Origin of the sequence: Mycetohabitans sp. B2 (assembly GCF_021733735.1) — a bacterium.
GTDB classification, from domain to species: domain Bacteria; phylum Pseudomonadota; class Gammaproteobacteria; order Burkholderiales; family Burkholderiaceae; genus Mycetohabitans; species Mycetohabitans rhizoxinica.
The window spans coordinates 95968-118137 of record NZ_JAHKSP010000048.1 but is presented as its reverse complement, the minus strand read 5'-3'; the positions used below and the strand labels follow the sequence as shown (position 1 = coordinate 118137).

The 22170-nt window shown below is 63.7% G+C and carries 23 protein-coding genes; 9 read left to right on the top strand and 14 right to left on the bottom strand.

What is annotated here, in order from left to right; genetic code table 11:
- From rapZ to KPG66_RS11380, 10 genes are all read right to left on the bottom strand, one after another.
- Positions 1-915, bottom strand: a complete 915-nt coding sequence (gene rapZ / locus KPG66_RS11425; protein WP_237071025.1) for an RNase adapter RapZ — start codon at positions 913-915, stop codon at positions 1-3.
- Between the two features lie 54 nt (positions 916-969).
- Positions 970-1938, bottom strand: coding sequence for an HPr(Ser) kinase/phosphatase (gene hprK, locus KPG66_RS11420; protein WP_041754506.1), 969 nt, complete (start codon positions 1936-1938; stop codon positions 970-972).
- 97 nt (positions 1939-2035) lie between these two features.
- The gene (ptsN, locus tag KPG66_RS11415; RefSeq protein ID WP_013436353.1) at positions 2036-2491 is read right to left on the bottom strand and encodes a PTS IIA-like nitrogen regulatory protein PtsN; all 456 of its coding nucleotides are present in this window, start codon (positions 2489-2491) and stop codon (positions 2036-2038) included.
- Between the two features lie 256 nt (positions 2492-2747).
- Complete coding sequence (gene hpf, locus KPG66_RS11410) at positions 2748-3098, bottom strand: ribosome hibernation-promoting factor, HPF/YfiA family (RefSeq protein WP_041753863.1); 351 nt, start codon at positions 3096-3098, stop codon at positions 2748-2750.
- A 186-nt stretch (positions 3099-3284) separates the two neighbouring features.
- A complete protein-coding gene (locus KPG66_RS11405) occupies positions 3285-4799 on the bottom strand; it encodes an RNA polymerase factor sigma-54 (RefSeq protein ID WP_237070938.1) in 1515 nt (504 codons plus the stop codon).
- Between the two features lie 170 nt (positions 4800-4969).
- Positions 4970-5749, bottom strand: a complete 780-nt coding sequence (lptB, locus tag KPG66_RS11400) for an LPS export ABC transporter ATP-binding protein (RefSeq protein ID WP_013436350.1) — start codon at positions 5747-5749, stop codon at positions 4970-4972.
- Positions 5746-6444 carry a lipopolysaccharide transport periplasmic protein LptA gene (lptA, locus tag KPG66_RS11395; protein ID WP_422392612.1) on the bottom strand — a complete coding sequence of 233 codons (699 nt, stop codon included), beginning with the start codon at positions 6442-6444 and terminating at the stop codon, positions 5746-5748. Before lptA ends, lptB begins: the two co-directional genes overlap by 4 nt.
- A gap of 27 nt (positions 6445-6471) precedes the next feature.
- Positions 6472-7077 (bottom strand): LPS export ABC transporter periplasmic protein LptC, encoded by a 606-nt coding sequence (gene lptC / locus KPG66_RS11390; RefSeq protein WP_237070937.1) that lies wholly within the window; start codon positions 7075-7077, stop codon positions 6472-6474.
- Positions 7078-7080: 3 nt separating this feature from the next.
- Complete coding sequence (locus KPG66_RS11385; protein ID WP_013436347.1) at positions 7081-7611, bottom strand: KdsC family phosphatase; 531 nt, start codon at positions 7609-7611, stop codon at positions 7081-7083.
- A 7-nt stretch (positions 7612-7618) separates the two neighbouring features.
- Positions 7619-8602, bottom strand: coding sequence for a KpsF/GutQ family sugar-phosphate isomerase (locus KPG66_RS11380; protein ID WP_237070936.1), 984 nt, complete (start codon positions 8600-8602; stop codon positions 7619-7621).
- Positions 8603-8756: 154 nt separating this feature from the next.
- Between KPG66_RS11380 and KPG66_RS11375 the strand changes: the two genes are divergently transcribed.
- From KPG66_RS11375 to purU, 5 genes are all read left to right on the top strand, one after another.
- Positions 8757-10760: a monovalent cation:proton antiporter family protein gene (locus tag KPG66_RS11375; protein WP_237070935.1), complete on the top strand. Its 2004-nt coding sequence runs from the start codon at positions 8757-8759 to the stop codon at positions 10758-10760.
- A gap of 80 nt (positions 10761-10840) precedes the next feature.
- Complete coding sequence (locus KPG66_RS11370) at positions 10841-11407, top strand: adenine phosphoribosyltransferase (RefSeq protein ID WP_237070934.1); 567 nt, start codon at positions 10841-10843, stop codon at positions 11405-11407.
- A gap of 33 nt (positions 11408-11440) precedes the next feature.
- Entirely contained in the window at positions 11441-11653 is a 213-nt protein-coding gene (locus KPG66_RS18020) for a hypothetical protein (protein ID WP_442929432.1), read from the top strand.
- Positions 11634-12542, top strand: coding sequence for an NUDIX hydrolase (locus tag KPG66_RS11360; RefSeq protein ID WP_237070933.1), 909 nt, complete (start codon positions 11634-11636; stop codon positions 12540-12542). Before KPG66_RS18020 ends, KPG66_RS11360 begins: the two co-directional genes overlap by 20 nt.
- Positions 12543-12619: 77 nt before the next feature.
- Positions 12620-13489: a formyltetrahydrofolate deformylase gene (gene purU / locus KPG66_RS11355; protein ID WP_013436340.1), complete on the top strand. Its 870-nt coding sequence runs from the start codon at positions 12620-12622 to the stop codon at positions 13487-13489.
- A gap of 117 nt (positions 13490-13606) precedes the next feature.
- On the opposite strand, the gene KPG66_RS11350 is transcribed toward purU, so the two are convergent.
- The 3 genes from KPG66_RS11350 to KPG66_RS11340 are packed head-to-tail and all read right to left on the bottom strand — an operon-like array spanning position 13607 to position 17894.
- On the bottom strand, positions 13607-14737 hold the full coding sequence (locus KPG66_RS11350) for an AI-2E family transporter (protein ID WP_442929431.1): 1131 nt from the start codon (positions 14735-14737) through the stop codon (positions 13607-13609).
- A gap of 43 nt (positions 14738-14780) precedes the next feature.
- Positions 14781-17654, bottom strand: a complete 2874-nt coding sequence (gene uvrA / locus KPG66_RS11345; RefSeq protein WP_237070932.1) for an excinuclease ABC subunit UvrA — start codon at positions 17652-17654, stop codon at positions 14781-14783.
- Between the two features lie 45 nt (positions 17655-17699).
- On the bottom strand, positions 17700-17894 hold the full coding sequence (locus KPG66_RS11340) for a hypothetical protein (protein WP_232509380.1): 195 nt from the start codon (positions 17892-17894) through the stop codon (positions 17700-17702).
- Here KPG66_RS11340 and KPG66_RS11335 point away from each other — a divergent pair.
- From KPG66_RS11335 to KPG66_RS11320, 4 genes are all read left to right on the top strand, one after another.
- Positions 17821-18996, top strand: coding sequence for an MFS transporter (locus tag KPG66_RS11335; RefSeq protein WP_237071022.1), 1176 nt, complete (start codon positions 17821-17823; stop codon positions 18994-18996). The two genes, KPG66_RS11340 and KPG66_RS11335, sit on opposite strands and share 74 nt — an antisense overlap.
- Positions 18997-19050: 54 nt before the next feature.
- Complete coding sequence (locus KPG66_RS11330) at positions 19051-19584, top strand: single-stranded DNA-binding protein (RefSeq protein ID WP_237070931.1); 534 nt, start codon at positions 19051-19053, stop codon at positions 19582-19584.
- Between the two features lie 161 nt (positions 19585-19745).
- Positions 19746-20156 (top strand): surface-adhesin E family protein, encoded by a 411-nt coding sequence (locus KPG66_RS11325; protein ID WP_237070930.1) that lies wholly within the window; start codon positions 19746-19748, stop codon positions 20154-20156.
- Positions 20157-20307: 151 nt separating this feature from the next.
- Positions 20308-21222: an alpha/beta hydrolase gene (locus KPG66_RS11320; protein ID WP_237070929.1), complete on the top strand. Its 915-nt coding sequence runs from the start codon at positions 20308-20310 to the stop codon at positions 21220-21222.
- Between the two features lie 20 nt (positions 21223-21242).
- On the opposite strand, the gene KPG66_RS11315 is transcribed toward KPG66_RS11320, so the two are convergent.
- The gene (locus tag KPG66_RS11315; protein WP_237070928.1) at positions 21243-22160 is read right to left on the bottom strand and encodes an EcsC family protein; all 918 of its coding nucleotides are present in this window, start codon (positions 22158-22160) and stop codon (positions 21243-21245) included.
- Positions 22161-22170: the final 10 nt, after the last annotated feature.

The window sequence follows — 22170 nt, the reverse complement described above, 5'->3', positions numbered from 1 at the left end:
CTAGCCGGGCGCTCGGGCCGATGTGCTGGCAAACGGCGCGCTGCCACCGTGCACGCCGGCGATCTCGCGATGCCGCACCAGCACGTTTGCGTCGCTTGCGAAGCGCGCGGCGAGTGCCTCGGCAATGTAGACGGAGCGATGCTGCCCGCCGGTGCAGCCGATCGCCACGGTCAAGTACGCGCGATTGTCGTTGCGGAAATGCGGCAACCACTTGGATAGGTACTCGGCGATATCGTCGATCATCGCGCCGACCAGCGGCGTGGCGGCAAGAAAGTCGATCACCGGCGGATCGAGTCCCGTCAGCGGCCGCAGTTCCCGGTCGTAATAGGGGTTAGGCAGGGTCCGCACGTCAAATACCAGATCGGCGTCCAGCGGAATGCCACGCTTGAAGCCGAACGACTGGAACATCAGCGCGAGACCGCTGTGGTCGTGTTCGATGAACTGCTTGACCCAGGCGCGCAGCGTGTTCGCGCGCAGGCTGCTGGTGTCGATCTGGTGCCCAAATTCCGCTAGATTGGCCACCAGCTCTCGTTCGTGCTCGATCGCATCGGCCAGCGAAGTCTGCGTGCCATCGAGCGTGTCGTTCGCCATTGACGCGGATAGCGGGTGCTTGCGGCGCGTCTCGGAGAACCGCTGGATCAGTGCTTGCGTGCTCGCATTCAAGAACAGCACGCGAACGTCGTGGGTGCGGCCGAGTTCACGGATGATTTCCGGCATTTCGTCTAGCGAGCGCGCCGAGCGCGCGTCGATCGCGACGCCGAGCCGCGCCTGGCCCTCCCGGGACAGGAATGCCACGAGTTCCGGCAGAAACCGTGGCGGCAGATTGTCGACGCAGTAGTAGCCGGCATCCTCGAGCGCCGCGAGTGCCACCGATTTGCCGGACCCGGACATGCCGGTGATCAGGATGATTCGCATCAAGTCAGGGTTCATGCGTTTCATCATAGCAGCGCCGCAGCGCTTCGGGCCGCTTCAGATCAGCTTGCCTGGAAATTGTCCGTCCGGATCCTGCATCGCGAGCCGCTGGCGCTCCATAAAATCGCGTAACGTATCGATGCCGCGCAATTGCAGAATCGTGTTGCGCACGGCAGCTTCGACCAGCACGGCGAGGTTGCGGCCGGCCGCAACCTGGATCGTAACTTTGCTGATCGGCAAGCCCAGTACGTCAACCGTCTGACTTTCTAGGGGCAGGCGTTGGAATTCGCCGTCGGGGCGGCGCACCAGTTGCACGATCAGCTTGAGTTTCATTTTTCGACGCACCGCGGTTTCGCCGAAAATCGTCTTAATGTCGAGCAGCCCGAGGCCACGCACCTCCAGCAGGTTCTGCAGCAGCGGCGGGCAGCGGCCTTCGACGAAATCTGGGCCGAGCCGCACGAAGTCGACCGCATCGTCCGCGACCAGCCCATGGCCGCGGCTGATTAACTCCAGCCCCAGCTCGCTCTTGCCGAGTCCCGAGTCGCCAGTCAACAGCACCCCCATGCCGAGGATGTCAAGGAACACGCCATGCAGCGTTGCGCGCGGCGCAAGGATACGCGACATGTACAGCCGCAGGCTGTCGATCACGGCGGCGGCGGACATTGGCGTGGTGAACAGCGGTGTCGAGGAGCGCGTGCAGCGAAGCACCAACTCCGGCGGCGCCGCTACGCCGCCGGCTACGACCAGGAACGGCGGTTCAAGGGCGATCAGCTCGGCCATGTTGCGCGAGCGATCCTCATCGCTTTGCCGCTGGTAGTAGTTGACCTCGGCTTCGCCCAGCACCTGGATCCGGTTCGGATGGATCAGGTTCAAGTGGCCGACCAGGTCGGCGCTGGAGGTCGCATTGGCGACGGTTTCTGTCGAGAAACCGCGGTCCCAGCCTTCATGGCCCGTCAGCCAACTCAGCTTCAGCGAAGCGGCGTTGTCGTCGAAGATGCTTTGCGCGTTGATGCTGGACGTATCCATGGTGGCCTTCTCGGGTTGCGTCGCGCGGCGCGGCTCATCGCGGTGCGGTGCGCATGCGCCTGAATCCATTGTGTTGGAAACGCACGCGTCGCGGGGATCAGGGTTGCCACTGAGTCAGCAGTTGGTGCAGCGCGTCACGGTCCGGCTCAGTGGACAGGCTCTCGCGCGCGTGCCGGTCCGACAATAATTGTGCGATCTCGGACAGGATTTCGAGATGTTGCTGCGTTGCCTGTTCTGGCACAAGCAGGAAGATCAGCAATTGGACCGGCTGCCCGTCCGGCGACTCGAACGGAATCGGTTCGGCAAGCCGCACGAATGCCGCCAGCGGCTGCTTCAGCCCCTTGATGCGCCCATGCGGGATCGCCACGCCTTCGCCCAGACCGGTCGAGCCGAGCCGTTCGCGCGCAAACAGGTTATCGGTGACGACGCTGCGGGCAATGCCATTTTGATTTTCGAAGATCAGGCCGGCTTGTTCAAAAACCCGCTTCTTGCTGGTAACGGACAGACCCAGCACGACATTCTCAATTGGCAGGATTTTAGCTAGACGATTCATATGGACAGGCGAAAAGCAGTTGTATCGCGCACGGGCTGTCGGCCAGCACCGGGGGCCGCGCGACGACTCACGGCAAACGCTTTCCGGCTGATGATTTTATAGGGGTCAACTATGGTAACCAAAATATTATAGATCAAGCGAGTTGCGCATAGTGCAACGCGCAAACGCAGGTTCGGCCAACGCGATACAACGCGTGCGGGTAACGAAAAAGCCGCCCAGCGGCGGGCGGCTTGGCTAACGCGGATCCGAGCCGCGCTCAGGATGCCGGTTGCTCGGGAACAGGCACGTACTTGATCGCCTCGTGCTGGTGACCTTGCAGCCGGTCCTTGTACCGCAGTACCTGACGGTCGAGTTTGTCGATCAGCATGTCGATCGCCGCGTACAGATCGCCATTCGCGCTCTCGACAAAGATGTCCTTGCCCTTCAGGTGCAGGTTGACCTCCACCCTTTGCCGTTTTTCCTTTTCCTTGTGATTGTCCACGGCCAGTAGCACAGTGCCATCGATCACCTGGTCAAAATGCCTGAGTACTCGTTCGAGCTTCGCGACCACATATTCGCGTAGGGCGGGCGTGACTTCCAGGTGGTGTCCACTGATCTTCAGGTTCATAGCTGCCTCTCCGTGCTCAATAGCCGCTGGCGCAAAGGCATGATCCGGCGCCGCTCGAGTCTCGTCCCGCTTGTGGCGTGCACCCCGTCTTGACGAAAAGGCGTGGCGGGCCGATATCGGCCGGCTCCTGACCATATCTTATCTAAGCGCCGCGGCCGGTAAACGCCCACCGCAACATACAGTAGGCTATAACGACTTACGCATGCTAACAGCTGGAATCTTCAGCGCTTCGCGATATTTCGCCACAGTTCGACGTGCGACCACGAAGCCTTGTTCGGCCAGCAGTTCAGCGATCCGGCTATCTGAAAGAGGTGATTTTGGGTCTTCGGCTCCTATCAGTTGCTTGATAAGCGCGCGGATAGCGGTCGATGACGCCGCGCCCCCCGTGTCAGTTGATACATGCGAGCCAAAGAAGTACTTGAACTCGAGCGTCCCAAAGGGCGTCAACATGTACTTCCCAGTCGTGACCCGCGATACGGTCGACTCATGCAAGCCCAGCGTATCAGCAATTTCTCGTAAAACCAAGGGGCGCATCGCGATCTCGCCATGCGCAAAAAAACTGCGCTGACGCTCGACGATCGCTTGTGCGACGCGCAAAATCGTGTCGAAACGTTGCTGGATGTTCTTGATCAACCAGCGCGCTTCCTGCAGTTGCTGGCGCAACGAACCGCTGCTCGGGTCGCCTCGGTTGCTGCGCAGGATGTTCGCGTATAAGTGGTTGACCCGCAGCCGCGGCACGACTTCGGGATTCAATTCCGCCTGCCATCCCTGCGAGGTTTTCTTCACGATGATGTCCGGCACCACGTAGTCGGCCTCGGCCTTGCCGTACGCGGCGCCGGGGAACGGCTCGAGCGAGCGGATCAGTGCGTGCGCGTCGCGCAGCGCGTCGTCGCTGGCCTTCAGGTGCTTGCGCAGACGCGTGAAGTCGCGCGCCGCCAGCAACTCTAGATAGTTCGACACGATTTCCAGCGCCAGCGTGCGCGTGGCGCTCGGCTCCAGCCGCAACAATTGCAGCTTCAGGCATTCGGACGCTGAGCGCGCCCCGACTCCTGCCGGATCGAAGCTGTGCAGCAGCGCGAGCGCCGCGTTCAGCTCATCGGCGTCTACCTCAAGCTCGGCCGGCAAATCGGCGAGGATTTCGTCGCAACTTGCGCTCAGGTAGCCATCGTCGTCCAGCGACTCGATCAAAAACGTGACCAGCGCGCGGTCGCGCGGGCTAGCCTGGGTCAGGCGCAACTGCGTGCTCAAATGCTCGCGCAGGCTGACCGTGGATTCGTGCAGCTGCAGCGGCGGCATGTCGTCGTCGTCGGAGGTGCCACCGGGGCGCACATAGTCGTCTAGGTTCCACGACGCCGTGTCGGTGCCGCTGTCGCTGCTCATGCCGTCGTATTCGTCGACGGCGGCCGGCTCCGCGCTTTGCGCGCGCTCGCCGTTCACGCCGCTGGGCACCGGTGCTGGCGCCTCGGCCATGCCGGTGGGCAGCGCGCTGCTTTGCGACGGCACCAGTGAGCCGTCCGCGGCGACCCGCAACGGGCTCGCGATCCAGTCGTTCTCGTTCTCCAGCAAGGGATTCTGTGCGATCGCCGTGGCGACCTCCTGCTGCAATTCGAGCGTCGACAGCTGCAGTAGCCGGATCGACTGCTGCAATTGCGGAGTCAGCGCCAGATGCTGTGATAGACGGAGTTGGAGGCTTGCTTTCATGGCAAATTATTTTTCATTGTAGACAGTTTGCCACGTCGGCGGAACCTTGAGGAAACACGTTGGCCCGTTTTGTGCATGGGGGAACGAGTCGGCGCGCGCGAGCCAAGCGCTGGCGCGTCGTCGTCGCCAGCTCGATGCTGACTGAGGCGGAAGCCGCCCCAGTGAAGGCATTACATACGAAAATGTTCGCCCAGGTACACGCGGCGCACGCTCTCGTTCGCGATGATTTCCTTGGGCGCGCCGGCCGCGAGCACGCTGCCATCGCTAATGATGTACGCGTGGTCGCAGATGCCGAGTGTCTCGCGCACGTTATGATCCGTGATCAACACGCCGATGCCGCGCTCCTTCAAAAAGCGCACAATCTTCTGGATTTCCAGCACGGCGATCGGGTCCACGCCGGCAAACGGCTCGTCCAGTAGGATAAAGCTGGGGCGGGTGGCGAGCGCGCGCGCGATTTCGACACGGCGCCGCTCGCCGCCGGACAGCGACATCGCCGGATTGTCGCGCAAGTGCGCGATCTGCAGCTCCTCGAGCAACGCGTCGGCACGCGCCGATACCGCTTGCTTGGACAGCGGTTTGCCGCGCTCGTCCAGTTGCAGCTCCAGCACCGCGCGGATGTTCTCGTTGACGGACAGCTTGCGGAATACCGACGCCTCCTGCGGCAGATAGGACAACCCCATCCGGGCGCGCTTGTGGATCGGCAGCAGGCTAATCGACGTGTCGTCGAGCATAATCTCGCCGGCATCGAGCGGCACCAGTCCGACGATCATGTAGAACGAGGTCGTCTTGCCGGCACCGTTCGGTCCGAGCAGCCCAACCACTTCGCCGCTTTTCACGTCGAGCGACACGTCCTTGACGACGGTGCGCGCGCCGTAACGCTTGCGCAAATTGCGCACCGACAGCGTGCTGGCCGCAGCCGGGGCGGACACGGAGAGAGCCGATGCGTTCATGGCTGCGACGTTTCTTGCCGCGTCGTGGAGGGGGACAGCGTCACGTCGCTGGCCGGTTGGGGCAGCGCGCCGCCTCCCGTGCTGGGCGTGAGCATCGCGCGCACGCGTCCGCTCGGATTGCCCGGTCCCGCGACATCCTTGCCCGACTGCGCGGTGTAAAAGTCCTTCTGGCCATCGTAGGTGATCACACTGCCGCGCACTTCATCGACGAGCTTGGACAACCCCTGCAGGCGCCGCACGACGGCGCGCGTGGTCAACGTCGTCAGATCCTGCTTGCCGTCGTAGTCGATGCGCACCGCGTTGCCTTCGATGTATTCGTTCATGCCGTCGCGCTTCTGCCGGAAATACGATGGCGTGTTGCCGTTGCTGGTGCCGGTGGCGTGCTGGTAGCCTTGCGGATCTTGCTTGACCTCTACGCGGTCTGCACGGATCAGGATCGTGCCTTTGGTCGCGACGACGTGGCCGGTGAAGACCGTCAGCTGCTTGAGGTCGTCGTACGTCATGTTGTCCGCTTCGATGTTGAGCGGCTTGTCGCGATCCGCGCGCTCGGCGTGCGCGACGGGCAGCGACAGCGCAAGCGCGACGGCCAGCGTCGACACGATCCGCCCGCCCGCTGTGCGGGCGCCGCTTGCCCCGGCGCAGCGCTTCGGATGCAGCGTGCGCGCAGGCACGGGGCGGTCATACATTGGGTTCATGCGCGTCGTGCGAGAAAGAGGTGCCCGTCATTGACCGAACGGTCCGCCCGCCGCCGTGTCGGACGCGGCAATCATGCCGCGTACCTGGCCGAGCAGACGCATTTCCCGGGTCACGTTGTTGTAGATCATGCCATTGGCCGTCATCTGGGACAGGCCGCGCAGTAGTTTAACCGGCTTTTCAGTTTCGATGATGTCGTCGTGGGTCAGCACGCGGAAGTGCTCGGAGTCGGCTTGCATCCGCGGATCGGTCGGACCTGCGTCGCGCACGATGCGCGCGTCGTCGTACAGGTCCACGATCGAGCCGTCCGCATTAATGACAGCGCGCTTGCCGGTGGCAGTGACGACCGGCTGGCCCGGCGCGAACGCGCGGATTGCCGGCAGCGTCGCATGCGTCGCCGCATCGTCCTCGTAGTGGACCATCGACGCAGCCGCGATCCGGTACTGCGTCACGCCACTTTCGTCCAGCATTGAAATCGAGAAGTGGTCGGCGAAATAGTCCGGCGTATGCGCCTTGTCCGCCGATACCCCCTGCGACGGGCGCGGTAGCGTATTTTGCAGCAGCCAGTACGTACCGGCGGCGAGCACCGCCATGATCACGAGCGGCAACCAGGCGGACACGTGCATCTCGCGCATCGCTCAGCCTGCGCACGCCGCCGCGAGCAGACCGTCATACCGGCCCTGCGCGCGCAGCAGTGTATCGATGACTTCGCGAGCGGCGCCGTGACCGCCGTGGGCGGTGGCGATCCAGTGCGCGCGACTGCGTACCTCGGGGTGCGCGCCCGCCGGCGCGGCGGCAAAACCGACGCGCAGCATGACCGCCAGATCGGGCCAGTCGTCGCCCATGTACCCGCATTCGTTGGCGGTGACGCCGGCGGCATCTAGCAACTTGCCGAACGCGACGAGCTTGTCGCTGATCCCCTGGTACAGATATGACACGCGGATCTCGCGCGCGCGCAATTCGACGATCTTCGACTGGCGCCCGGTGATGATCGCGGTCGCGACGCCGGCCTGCTCGAGCAGCTTCAACCCATGGCCGTCCATCGAGTTGAAGCCCTTCATTGCGTCGCCGTCCGGCGTGAAGTACAACGTGCCGTCGGTTAGCACGCCATCCACGTCAAAGATCATCAGCTTGACGCGCGCGGCGCGTTCGATTGCGGTTAGGGCCATGGTCGGATCAAATGACTTTGGCAGAGAAAAGGTCGTGTGTGTTCAGCGCGCCGATCAGCATGCCATCGGCGCCCACGACCAGCATCTGGTTGATGCGGAATCGCTCCATCAGTTCCACGGCCTCGACCGCTAGCTGTCCGGCACTGATCGTGCGCGGTTTGTGTGTCATCACGTCGGTGATCGGCAGGCCCAGGATGTCACCCTTATGCTCTAGCACGCGGCGCAAATCACCATCGGTGAAGATGCCTTCCACGCGCGAATTCCCGTCCACGATCGCAGTCATGCCTAGCCGTTTTGCGGTGATCTCGAACAACGCGTCCCGCACCGTCGCGCACAGCGTCACGCGCGGCACCTCGTCGCCGGTGCGCATCACATCGCGCACATAGGTCAGCAGGCGCCGGCCCAATGTGCCGCCCGGATGCGAGCGCGCAAAATCGTCGGCGGAAAAGCCGCGCGCGTCGAGCACCGCCACCGCCAGTGCGTCGCCAAGCGCGAGCGCGGCTGTGGTGCTGGCCGTGGGCGCGAGGTTCAGCGGGCATGCCTCCTTCTCCACGCGCGCATTTAAGTGCACGTCGGCCAGCTTGGCCAGGCTCGATTCCGGCCGGCCAGTCACCGCAATCAATTTTGCGCCGAGCCGCTTGATGAGCGGCAGGATCTCAATCAACTCCTCCGATTCGCCGGAGTTGGACAAACCGATGAACACGTCGTCGGCAGTGACCATGCCCAGGTCGCCGTGGCTCGCCTCAGCCGGATGGACGAAGAACGCGGGTGTGCCGGTGCTCGCCAGCGTGGCCGCCAGCTTGCGCGCAATATGGCCTGACTTGCCGATGCCGGAGACCACCACGCGCCCCTTGCAGGCCAGCAACATTTCCACCGCGACGACAAACTCGCCGTTCAGGCGCGTACTTAGGCCCCGGATGGCCTCTGCCTCGATGTCGAGCACATGCTGCGCCAGCTGCAATGCCCGGGCGCCATTGATTTTCGCTATCATGCGCGGAGTATAGCAAACGCGCATTTAGCTCGCGGCGCACCCGGCGGCGTGGCTCCCGAAGCGTTGAGGGCGCTGCTGTGTGTGCGCCGGTCGCTACCGCCCGGCTTTGCTTACGTCGATGCCGACCACTGAAAGGACCGACGCAAGGGCCCGCATGACATCGCCGCTCCAACTCACGCTTTTTCTATTGCTGGCCGCGGTGGCCGGGGTCGTGATCTTTCGCATGCTGAACCTGCCGCCCATGCTCGGCTACTTGAGCGTGGGCATGCTCGTTGGCCCCCATGCGCTGGGCATGGTGAGCGATTCGGAGCGGGTACAGTACCTAGCCGAATTCGGCGTAGTGTTCCTGATGTTCTCGATCGGGCTGGAGTTTTCGATCGCCAAGCTGCGCTCGATGCGCACGATCGTGTTCGGGCTGGGCCTGTCGCAGGTATTGGCCACAATCGCGTTGGCCGTGCTCGCCGGCCTGGCCACGCGCGCCTGGCTGCACATAAGTTGGCAGGCGAGCGTCGCGTTCGGCGGCACACTGGCGATGTCCTCGACTGCGATCGTCAGCAAGCTGCTCGCTGAACGGCTCGAGCTCGAGTCTGCGCACGGGCGCAACATCTTCGGCATCCTATTGTTCCAGGACCTGGCCGTGGTGCCGCTGCTACTCGTAATCGGCGCGCTCGGGGCCGATCCGAAGGGATTGGCGATCGCGCTCGGATGGGCTGCGATCAAGACCGCCGTGGTGCTGACGATCTTGTTGCTTGTCGGCCAGCGGTTCATGACTCGCTGGTTCAACGTGGTGGTCCGGCGACGTTCGCAGGAACTGTTCATGCTGAATGTGTTGTTGATGACGCTGGGCGCTGCGTTCATCACTGAGACGTTTGGGTTGTCGCAGGCGCTCGGCGCGTTTATTGCCGGCATGCTGATTTCCGAGACGCCCTATCGGCATCAGGTCGAGGAGGACATTAAGCCGTTTCGCGACGTGCTGCTGGGCTTGTTTTTCATCACTACCGGCATGTTGTTCGACCCGCGGGTGCTATGGCAGCACCCGCTGATGGTGCTGTTGTTCTTGGTCGGTCCGTTGCTGCTTAAGGCGGCGCTGGTCACCGGCCTAGCTCGCCTGTTCGGCGCGATGCCCGGCGTGGCGATGCGCACTGGACTTGCGCTCGCGCAGGCCGGCGAGTTCGGTTTCGTGCTGCTGAACCTGATCCGTGAGCAACGCCTGGTTTCGGACGAGCTGATGCAAATGATCCTGGCGGCGATGTTGCTGTCGATGCTGGCGGCGCCGTTCGTCATCAATGCGATGGACCGGATCGTGCTGCGCCTGTCCTCGACTGAATGGATAATGCAGTCACTGCAGATGACGCGCATCGTGACGCAAAGCATCAAGCAGCAAGGGCACGTGATCATTTGCGGCTACGGGCGCAGCGGGCAGAACCTGGCGCGGATGCTCGAGCATGAGGGCCTGTCGTATGTCGCGCTGGATTTGGATCCGGACCGCGTGAGCGCCGCGGCGACGGCCGGCGAGCAGGTCGTGTTCGGCGACGCGGGGCGCTGGGAATCGCTGCTGGCCGCCGGTATCCATCGAGCGGCGGCGCTCGCCATCACCTATGCGAATACGCCTTCGGCGTTGAAGGTGTTGCATAACATACATGAGCTGGAGCCAACCCTGCCGGTGATCGTGCGCACGGTGGACGACGCCGACCTGGACAGGTTGCTGGCCGCGGGGGCGACCGAGGTGATCCCAGAGATCGTGGAAGGCAGTTTGATGCTCGCATCGCATACGCTGGTGCTGGTCGGCGTGCCGATGCGCCGCGTGTTGCGGCGCGTCGAGCAATTGCGCGACAAGCGCTACAGCCTGTTGCGCGGCTATTTCCACGGCGCGGACGACCGGGATGAGGACGGCATCGAGCAGGTGAGGCTACAATCGGTGTCGATCGACGAAAGTGCCGATGCGGTTGGCCAGAGCCTGGACGAGCTTGGGTTGTTCGAAATGGGCATCGAGGTTACCGCGATCCGCCGGCATGGTATACGAGGTGTCGAGCCCGATCGCGACACGAAACTGCGCGCGCGTGACATCGTCGTGCTGCGCGGCTTGCCCGACGCGCTCGCGCTGGCCGAGGAGCGGCTGCTGCGCGCGCGGCGTGGTGCGGCGACGCAGCCGGCCTAGCGCGGCACGCAGCCGAATGACATCCGAATAAACCCGGCGCGGGCTTAACACCCGGCGCCCGATCCGCAAGGGAGACCACCATGCAAGAGCGCGCTGCGCCGCCACCGGCGGTGCTGACTGACCCTGCCGCCTATATCCGCCAGCATATCCGTACTGTGCCCGACTGGCCGCGGCCTGGCGTGCAATTTCGCGATATCACGCCGCTGCTGCAGGACGCGAAATGCCTGCGAGTGCTGGTCGACCTGTTCGTGCAGCGCTATATCGACCAGCGGCTAGACTACATCGCAGGGCTTGATGCGCGGGGATTCATCATCGGACCGATCCTCGCTTACGAGCTGAACGTGGGTTTCATTCCGATCCGCAAGAAAGGTAAACTGCCGTTCACGACTGTGTCAGCGTCCTACTCGCTCGAGTATGGGGAGGCGACGGTCGAAGTCCACGCGGATGCATGCCGCCCGGGTGAGCGCATCGTGCTCATCGACGACTTGATCGCCACGGGCGGCACGATGATGGCCGGGCGCGCGCTGCTGGAGCGGCTCGGCGCAGGCGTCGTCGAGTGTGCAGCGATCATCGATCTGCCCGGGCTGGGAGGCTCAACGCTGCTGCGCAATGCCGGGGCGCCGCTCTATACCGTGTGCACGTTTTGAGCCGCTGCGGCCATCATTGGCTGGAGCGAGGCGATGCGTGAATTGCCGCTGCTCGTCGCCACGTCTGTGGCAATCACCGTCGCGCCGGGCCTGGACCACCTGTCAGTGCTCTCGCGGAACGTGTTGCAGGGGCGCGCCGCCTTCATTGCGCTGGCGCCCGGGTTGCCGCGTTGCGCAGTGGAAGACGCGGTAGAATCGTCGGTTTTACGCGCAAAGGGCATCGGCGATGACTTGGGGCTGCATTGACGCCGCGCGCCGTTTCCGGCGCGACCAGCATCTGCGATTCGTGATCGGCGAGCAGCCGGTCGGCTGGATCCGCGCGGGCGACGTGCGTTGGCTCACGCACTGGCCGGACGTGTTCATTATCAGCGAGCGCTGCGTCATGCTGGCCGATGCATTCGATACCGTCCAGGCGCGTAGCGCCGCACTGGGCTCAGTCATTGGTGCGCTGGCCGCGCACGGCTTGATTCGCGCATGGCGCAACGAGACCTATGCAATCCGCAATGCATTTGACGATCCGCCGCTCGCATTCATTGAACGCGCGGCGTCGCGCTTCTTTGGCACGACGACATACGCCGTCCATCTGAACGGCGTGGTGGAGGGCCCCGACCGCGAGGTGCCGCCGCTGCGCCTCGGCAAAGCCGCCTCGCCGGTTGCGCCGCGCGGCGCGGACGATGAGCCGTATTTCTGGATCGCGCGCCGCAGCGACACGAAGCCGACCGATCCCGGCATGCTCGACAGCCTGGTTGGCGGCGGAATCGGCTGGGGGCTGCCGGTGTTCGACACGCTGGTGAAGGAAGCGTACGAAGAATCCGGCGTCGATGCGTTGCTCGTGCGCACGGCCAGCGCGGGGCGCACGATTCACGTTTTGCAGGAAATCGACGAGGGCACGCAGGCCGAGCAACTGTTCGTCTACGATCTGCTGCTGCCCGATGATTTCGCGCCGCGCAATACCGACGGGGAAGTCGCCGAGCACCGGCTGGTATCGCGCATGCAATTGCTCGACGTGGTTCGCGCTGGCCGGATGACCGTCGATGCGAGCCTGGCGACGCTCGATTGCCTGTTGCGCCGCGGCTGGCTCGATTCCGCCGAATGCGGCGCTTTCGACGTACTGCTGCAGGCGCCCGGCGATTGAGTGCCGCTGCGTCGGCTGACACCGGCAGACCTGTCCAACCGTATTACCCGGTGACGAATTAAACAAGGGGTGATGGCATGGCCACCGAACACAGCTTCATTCTCAAACTCGCCTGCGCCGACCGGCCGGGCATCGTGCATGCGGTGTCCGGATTCCTGTTCGAGCGAGGCAGCAATATTCTAGATTCCGCACAGTTCGGCGACAGTCGCACCGGCGAGTTCTTCATGCGTGTGCACTTCCAGCAGGTGGGCGGCGATCCCGGCCTACACGCGCTGCGCGCCAGTTTTGCGACGCTGGCCGAGCAATTCGGCATGCGCTGGGAATTGCACGATGCGAACGCCAAGTCGCGCGTGATGATCATGGTGTCCAAGATCGGTCATTGTCTGAACGACTTGTTGTTCCGTTACCGCACCGGTCAGCTTGCGATCGAGATCCCGGCGATCGTGTCGAACCACCAGGACTTCTACCAACTCGCGGCGAGCTACAACATCCCATTCCACTATCTACCGCTGGCCGACGGCACGCCGCAGGCCAAGGCGGCACAGGAAGCCCGCGTCCTGGAGTTGGTCGAGCACCACGGCGTGGACCTTGTCGTGCTGGCGCGTTACATGCAAATTCTGTCGGGCGAGCTGTGCGAGAAGCTGGCCGGCCGGGCCATCAATATCCATCATTCGTTTTTGCCCAGCTTTAAGGGGGCGAAACCGTACTACCAGGCGTTTGACCGCGGTGTGAAGCTGATCGGCGCCACCGCGCACTACGTGACCACGGATTTGGATGAAGGTCCGATCATCGAGCAGGAAGTCGAACGCGTCGACCATAGCATGACGCCCGACGAACTGACGGCCGTGGGTCGGGACGTCGAATGCGTGACCCTTGCGCGGGCGGTGAAGTGGCACGTCGAGCACCGCATCGTGCTCAACGACACGAAGACCGTGGTATTTCGCTGACTCAGTGCAACGCCCACGGACACGCTCAGCACATCGGTGCTGACGAAGCACGGGCGCTGGCCAATGCGTCGTGCACCGCGAGCGGGCTGGGTGCAGCGGCGTGCGCCGCCCGCGCGCTCAAATCAGCTTGGAGAGCACCAACTCACGCTTGATGTAGGCATAGAAGATGGGCGCCGCGATGACGCCAAGCAACCCAAACGCCGCTTCCATCACCAGCATCGCGATCAATAGTTCCCACGCCTTGGCCTCAATCTCGCCGCCGACGATACGCGCGTTCAGGAAGTACTCGAGCTTGTGGATTACCACCAGAAACGCGAGTGACGAAATCGCGACGCCGATCCCGGAAGCCAGCGAGATTAGCACGATCACGGTGTTCGAGATTAGGTTGCCGACCACCGGCAACAGGCCAACCACAAACGTGAAGATCACCAGCGTCTTGGACAGCGGTAGCCGCGAATGGAACAGCGGCAGTGCGACAAGCAGGTAGAGGCCAGTGAAGAACGCATTGACCGCTGAAATCTTGATCTGCGCGAACACGATCCGCCGAAACGCGTCGGCGAAGCGCGACACCCGCGTAACCAGCGCTGCGGACAGCGGCGCGCGAGTTGCGTGATGCTGCGCGCCGACGGCCACGATCGCGCCGAGAATCATGCCGAGCAGCACGTGCGTGATGCCGCGCATCGCCGTCTTGCCGCCCTCCTGCAGCTGCGTCGCGTGCGAGTGCAGCAAGACAGTAATCTTCGATTCAATCTCGGCGGCGTTGCTCGGCAGATACGTCAACGCCCAAGCCGGAAGCCGCGCACGCTCCTGATCAAAGAACCGCATCACCTGCTCGAACAGCGCTTGCATGCTGGTGACGTGCTTTTCTAGATGCTGTGCGATGCCCAACGAGATGCCGGTGAAGACGGCGACCACCGCGCAGGCGACGAACACGACCGCGAACCACCGCGCGCGCTGGCTGGACAGATGACGCTCCAGGCGCGGCGAGATTTGGTGCACGACCTGATAAACGAGTAGCCCCGCCAGCAGCGCGCCGAGCAGTTTCAGCTCGATGACTAGCACCATCGCGGCGATCATGAATAGGTAGCTGGCGATATCCACCGGCGCGAGCCGGGACAACGACGCAGGGCCCGGTGGAGTCACGTTGCGCGCCGAAAGCGGCTGCACCGGACGTGGCCCCTGCGCCGAGCCGCATCCGTCGTCGCCATCGCTCGGGCGCGCCGCTTCATATTCTGTTGCCATCCCCAATCCTCGTTACTACTATTTGTCCGCACGGGCGTTGGCGCATGCGTTAGGCCCGCGTCTGGCGTGCGCCGAGCAGGGGCGCCAGGTACTTGCCGGTAAAGCTTGCCTTTGATTGTGCCACGTGTTCCGGCGTGCCCTGCGCGATGATTTGACCACCGCCGGCGCCCCCCTCCGGTCCGAGGTCGATGACCCAATCCGCCGTCTTGATCACGTCAAGATTATGCTCGATGATGACAACCGTATTGCCATGATCGCGTAATCGGTGAATGACTTCCAGCAGCAGCGCGATATCGTGGAAGTGCAAGCCCGTCGTCGGCTCATCCAGGATATAAAGCGTGCGACCCGTGTCGCGCTTGCTCAGTTCCAGCGAAAGCTTGATTCGTTGTGCTTCGCCGCCGGACAATGTGGTCGCGGACTGGCCCAGCCGGATGTAGCCGAGCCCCACGTCGAGCAGCGTTTTGAGCTTGCGCGCCACCACCGGCACCGCGCGGAAGAACTCATACGCGTGTTCGACTGTCATGTCGAGCACTTCGCTGATGCTGCAGCCTTTGTACTGGATTTCGAGCGTCTCCCGGTTGTATCGCTTGCCGTGGCACACGTCGCATGGCACGTAGACATCGGGTAAAAAGTGCATCTCCACTTTCAGCACGCCGTCTCCCTGGCACGACTCGCAGCGCCCACCCTTGACGTTGAACGAAAATCGTCCCGGATCATAGCCGCGCTCCTTGGCCGCCGGCACGCCGGCGAACAACTCCCGGATCGGCGTGAACAGGCCGGTGTAGGTGGCCGGGTTCGAGCGCGGCGTACGGCCGATCGGCGACTGATCGACGTTGATTACCTTGTCAAAATGCTCCAGTCCGTCGATGGCCTCGTGCGGGGCGGGCTCGGCCGCCGAGCCGTACAAATGGTGCGCGACCGCATGGTACAGCGTGTCATTGATTAGCGTGGACTTGCCCGAGCCCGATACACCGGTCACGCAGGTGAGCAGGCCTATCGGCAGGTCCAGCGTCACATGCTTCAGGTTGTTGCCGCAGGCCTGCACAATCCGCAGTCGGCGCTCGTCCGGTGCGCGCCGCTGCTGTGGTACCGCGATCCGCCGCGCGCCACAAAGATACTGGCCGGTAACCGAGGCGGCGTCGTTCTCGATTTGCTGCGGCGTGCCGCGTGCGACCACCATGCCGCCGTGCTCGCCGGCGCCCGGGCCCATGTCCACCACATAATCGGCCATCCGGATCATGTCCTCGTCATGCTCCACGACGATGACGGAGTTGCCTAGATCGCGCAGGTGCTTCAATGTCCCGATCAACCGGTCGTTGTCGCGCTGATGCAGCCCGATCGACGGCTCGTCGAGCACATACATCACGCCGGTCAGGCCTGAGCCAATCTGCGACGCGAGGCGGATGCGCTGCGCCTCGCCGCCGGACAGCGTGTCCGCGCTGCGCTCCAGCGACAGATAATCGAGCCCGACGTTGTTCAGGAACATCAGGCGTGCGATGATTTCCTTGACCACTTTGTCAGCGATTTCGCGCTTGGCACCGTCCAGCTTCAGCGTCTGGAAGTAACCTAGCGCGTCGCGCAGCGGCCAGCCGCTCACCTCGAAGATCGCCCGCGCGTTGCCGTCGGGGCCGATCTTCACATGGCGTGCCTCACGCCGCAGCCGGGTGCCCTCGCATGCGGGGCACGCCTGGTTGTTCTGATACTTGGCCAGTTCCTCGCGCACCGCCGCCGAATCGGTTTCCCGATAGCGGCGCTCCAAATTGCGGATGATGCCTTCGAACGGATGCTCGCGTACCGACGCGCGACCGCGCTCATTCATGTACGAGAATGGGATGAGCTGTTCGCCGGAACCGTACAGTACGGACTGGCGCACCGCCTCGGGCAGGTCCTCGAATGCTGTTTCGATGTCGAACTCGTAGAATGCCGCCAGGCTTTGCAGCATTTGGAAATAGAACTGGTTGCGCCGGTCCCAGCCCTTCACTGCGCCGGCGGCCAGCGACAGCGACGGATGTGCGACCACTCGCTTCGGGTCGAAGAAGGTGATTTGCCCCAGGCCGTCGCATTCCGGGCATGCGCCCATTGGATTGTTGAATGAGAACAGCCGTGGCTCGAGTTCCTGCAGTGAGTAGGAGCAGACCGGGCACGCGAACTTCGAGCTAAACAGATGCTCGGTGTGGCTGTCCATCTCCAGCGCGATCGCACGGTCGTCGGCGAGCCGCAGCGCGGTCTCAAACGACTCCGCGAGCCGTTGCTTCGTGTCTGGGCGCACCTTGAGCCGGTCCACGACGACGTCGATCGTATGTTTGTCGTTCTTTTTCAGCTTAGGCAGCGCGTCGACGTCATGGATTTGCGCGGCGCCTTCGTGCGCGGTGCCGCCACCGGAGCGCACTCGGAAGCGGATGAAGCCCTGCGCCTGCATCTGCTCGAATAGCTCAGCGTGCTCGCCCTTACGGTTGACCACGACCGGTGCGAGAATCATCAGCTTCGTGTCCTCGGGCAGGGCCAGCGCGGCGTCGACCATCTGTGACACGCTTTGTGCCTGCAGTGCGATGCTGTGATCCGGGCAGTACGGCGTGCCCACCCGTGCGTACAATAGTCGCAGGTAATCGTGGATTTCGGTGACGGTGCCGACCGTGGAGCGCGGGTTGTGCGACGTCGCCTTCTGCTCGATCGAGATGGCCGGCGACAGACCCTCGATCAGGTCGACATCCGGCTTCTCCATCAACTGCAGGAACTGTCGCGCATACGCGGACAGGCTCTCGACATAACGTCGTTGCCCCTCCGCGTACAGCGTGTCAAAGGCGAGCGACGACTTGCCGGAACCCGACAACCCCGTGACCACGATCAGCTTGTGACGCGGCAGATCAAGGTTGACGTTTTTCAGGTTGTGGGTGCGGGCCCCACGGATGCGGATCTCTTCCATTGAGCGATGGTGCCGGCTTCGCTGGCGTTGCTGCCAAACCTGCTACTATAACGACTTTTCCTCACCGCCGTACCAGCGCCCAACGGGCAGGTCTGACACCCGGTCAGGGTGCATGCATGGACGGGAATTCACCTCGATGTCCACGTCGTCCGCTTCTTCTTCCCGAATGAGCGCGCCGGAGTTGCGCGCGACCGTCTCACTTGCGTCGGTTTTCGCGTTGCGCATGCTCGGTTTGTTCATGATCATGCCGGTGTTCTCCGTCTATGCCCACACGATTCCGGGCGGCGACGACACGGTGCTCGTCGGTATCGCGCTGGGCGTCTACGGCGTGACGCAGGCAGCGTTGTATATTTTCTACGGATGGTTATCCGACCGCATCGGGCGCAAGCCGGTGATCGTTGCCGGGTTAGTGATCTTCGCGCTCGGGGCCGCAGTGGCCGCGCTCGCGGACACGATCCACTGGATCATCGTCGGCCGCGCGCTGCAAGGCGCGGGTGCGATTTCGTCGGCCGTGCTCGCGCTGATCGCCGACCTGACCCGCGAGCATCATCGCACGAAGGCGATGGCGATGGTCGGCGGCAGCATTGGCGTCTCGTTTGCGGTGGCCATTGTCGGCGCGCCGGTGCTGTATGCGGTGATCGGCATGAGTGGGCTATTCGCGGCGATCGGCGTACTATCGATGTTAGCAATCGCAGTGGTGCTGTGGATCGTGCCCGATCCGGCGTCACCGCCGGTGCACGTCAAGGCGCCGTTCGCTGAGGTGCTGCATCACCGCGAACTGCTGCGGATGAACTTCGGCGTGTTCGCGCTACACGCGACGCAGACCGCGCTGTTCGTCGTCGTGCCGCGGATCCTGGTCGGCGCCGGGCTGCCGGTCGCGTCGCACTGGAAGGTTTATCTGCCGGTCATGGCACTGGCGTTCGTGCTGATGGTGCCGGCGATTATTGCGGCCGAGAAGCGGGGCCAGATGAAGGCCGTGATGCTCTCGGGCATCGTTGCTATTCTGATCGGCCAGCTTGCGCTGTCCCAGGTCGGCCATGCGATGATGGCGGTAGCCGCCATCCTGCTCGTTTACTTTACCGGGTTCAACGTGCTGGAAGCGTCGCAGCCGTCGATGGTATCGAAGCTCGCGCCGGGCACGCGCAAGGGCGCCGCGATGGGCGTCTATAACACGACGCAGGCGCTTGGGCTCGCGCTGGGTGGCGTGATGGGCGGCTGGCTGCTCAAGCTGCATGGTGATGCGTCGGTATTCCTGGCCTGTTCCGTGCTGGTGTTCGCTTGGCTTATAATCGCGGCCCCGATGAGGGTGCCGTCGCCAGCGGGCAGCCGCGGCGCGCATTGACCGCGCATCCGACGCCTCATGTAACGCGTATCGAATCAAACTGGAGAAAGGCATATGGCATCCGTCAACAAAGTGATTCTTGTCGGCAATCTCGGCGCCGACCCGGAAACGCGCTACCTGCCAAGCGGCGATGCGGTGACCAACATTCGTCTGGCAACGACGGACCGATACAAAGACAAGGCATCGGGCGAATTCAAGGAACTGACCGAGTGGCACCGCGTGGTGTTCTTCGGCCGCTTGGCGGAGATCGCCGCCGAATACTTGAAGAAGGGCTCGCCGGTGTACGTCGAAGGGCGTATCCGTACCCGCAAATGGCAGGATCAGAGCGGCCAGGACCGTTACTCGACCGAAATCGTCGCGGATAGCATGCAGTTGCTGGGCGGCCGTGGCGGCTCAGGTGGTGGTGGCAGCGGTGGCGATGACTTCGGCGGCGGCGCATCGGGTGGGTATTCGCGGGGCGAAGGCGGCGGCGCCGGTGGCGGGCGCGCGTCGGGTGGCGCACGCCAGGGTGCGGGCGGCGGTGCAAGCCGGCCCAGCGCGCCTGCCGGCGGTGGGTTCGACGAGATGGACGATGATATTCCGTTCTAGGATAGATCTCTTTTTGATTTTGTAATCAGCTTAAGCGAAGTCATTGATTTGACTTCGCTTTTTTCTTATCCAGCATAACACCCGTTGATGATTCGCTACATACGGTGGATCATATCGTGTCGGCCCAGGCCGGCTGGCTGCAGTCATTGTGGAGAACAACAATGCGTGGGGTCTGGAGGTTCGCACTTGCGTGCGGCGCGGGGATTGGAATGGGCATTGGGATAGCGGGCAGCCCGGCGCAAGCGGTCCAGTGGATGACCCTGTCGAGCGCGCGCGACCTGTCATATGAATTGGACGCCGACAGCGCACACAAGGATCCGGATGGCTACCTCGCCTATTCGACACGGACCACGTGGCGGGACGCGGCGCAGCCGCCGGGCGCGATCGCCGCGGTGGCGGTATCGATCAGTCGCTATCAGATGAACTGCCAAGCCAAGCAATGGCGACTGGTCGAATCCTGCTACGAGAGTGCCGACGGATCGCCCGCCGGCGTCTACAAGCCGACAAGCAATGTCTGGCTCGATATCGGGCCGGGCACCGTGATGGACAAGATCCACGCGAGGTTTTGCTAACGAGCCAGACGGGGCGATTTCCATTAGTATGAGCGCGCGGCCTGCGTGTCCGTGTAGTGCGGGCATGAGCGGGAGCGCGCTAGAGCCGGTTGCCCACGCGCTGGCGCTGCAACGCCGTTATGATGAGGCCCGCATGTAACGGGAGGCTGCGGTGAGTTGGCAACGCGTCGTCGTGTCGTGGGGACTGCGCCGGTATTTCCGGCCGTATACCGAACTGCCGGATATCAGCGTGAGCCGCGTGCGCGCGCAGCTCGACAAGCGTCTGTGGACGCCCAGGGTGCCGGCCGGATTCCGGCTGCGCGAGCGCTATGGCAGTGGGTGTGCGCCGCTCGCCGGCGAATGGCTAGAGCCTGAGCCGCCGGTGCCGGACCGCGGGCGCCCGATGGTGCTCTATCTGCATGGCGGCGGCTACTACTTCTGTTCGCCGCGCACGCATCGCACGATCACGTTCGCGTTGGCGGCGCGGGCACGGGCCGCGTTGTTCGCGCTGGACTACCGGCTTGCCCCCGAACATCCGTTTCCGGCCGCGCTGCACGACGCGCTTGCAGCTTACCGCGCGTTGCTTGCGTGGCACGCGCCTAGTTCTATCGTGATCGCCGGCGATTCAGCGGGGGGCGGCCTCGCATTGGCCACGCTGGTTGCGCTGCGCGATGCGGGTGAGCCGCTGCCAGCCGGGGCCGTGCTGTTCTCGCCGTGGACCGATCTGGCCGCATCTGGCGCGTCGATCGCCTCCAATCATGGACAGGACCCAATGTTTGCCGGGCCGGTGATCAGTCGCGCGGCGAAGCTATACCTGGGCGACGCGTCGCCGGTCCATCCGCTGGCCTCGCCGGTCTACGCGGATTTGCATGGATTGCCGCCGCTGTTCATCCAGGTGGGTAGCACCGAGGTGCTGCTCGATGACTCGGTGCGCGTCGCGCACAATGCGTGCAAGGTCGGCGTGTCGACGCAGTTCCGGATATGGCCGGATATGCCGCACGTATGGCAGATCTATGCGCCGTTTCTTCCGGAGGCGCGACGCGCGCTGCGGGAGGCGGCACAGTTCATAACGCGCGTTGTGGTGTGACGCGATGCGCGTGGTTTCCATCATGGCGCATGCCGCGCAATTGCATCATACGCGGCCCGCACCGTCGGCTCGCCATAGCGTCGCTCCAGCCGGCGTACCGTGAAGTGCGCGTGGGCCATGTTCTGGAAATGCTCGATGAATGCCGCGTTGACCAGCGCGCCAAGTACCGCGCCGAGCGCCGGCACGGATTTGGCGGCGACTTGCTCGCCGACCTGAACCGAAAAGCGCGCGGCGACGGTATTGATCAACCGGGCCAATGCAGTGGACGCCTGGGCAGCCATGCCATGCACGAAGCCTTTGGCCGCGACGTCGGAGGAGGCCTTCGATACCGCTTGCGCGAGTGCGCCTCGCACGAAGAAGTAGCCCATCTCCGCGCGGCCTGGCCCAATTGCGGTGTGGCCCATGGCAAGCACCGACAAGCATTCGAGTTGCACGTCGAGTGTGGACAGATCCTCGCCCTCGCTCCGAGCGATGTCGCAGATTGAGCGGAACATCAAGGTCGTCGTGACGGGTAGCTCGATCGGCAGTGCGACGAGCCCGAATGCGCCGCCGGCCGCACCCGTGGTTGCCACCGCGACCTTATGCAGCCAGTTGCGCGGCCGCGGGGCCGCAATCGCCTCAAGCGTGGCGGGTCGTGCCCCCGCATCAGCCATCGCCGGAGTGTAGTCGGTGGACAACGACAACGCGCTGTCGCCGTGGCCCAGGCTGTGCAGCGCGGCGCGCAGGCAGCGGCGCAGTGCGATATGAGTCGCATCGAACACTTTATCGTTGGCGCCGGCCGGCAGGCGCGACAGCAATGCCTCGAACGGCGCGCCGAGCAAGCTGGTCAGCTTGATCGCTAGGCCGGGGCGCTCTAACAGTTGCCTGGCGCTGTGCAACGCCTTCAGGTCGGCATCCTGCATGGTCGCATTCGATGGGGCAGTGAGCGCATGTGACATTGCATTGAAC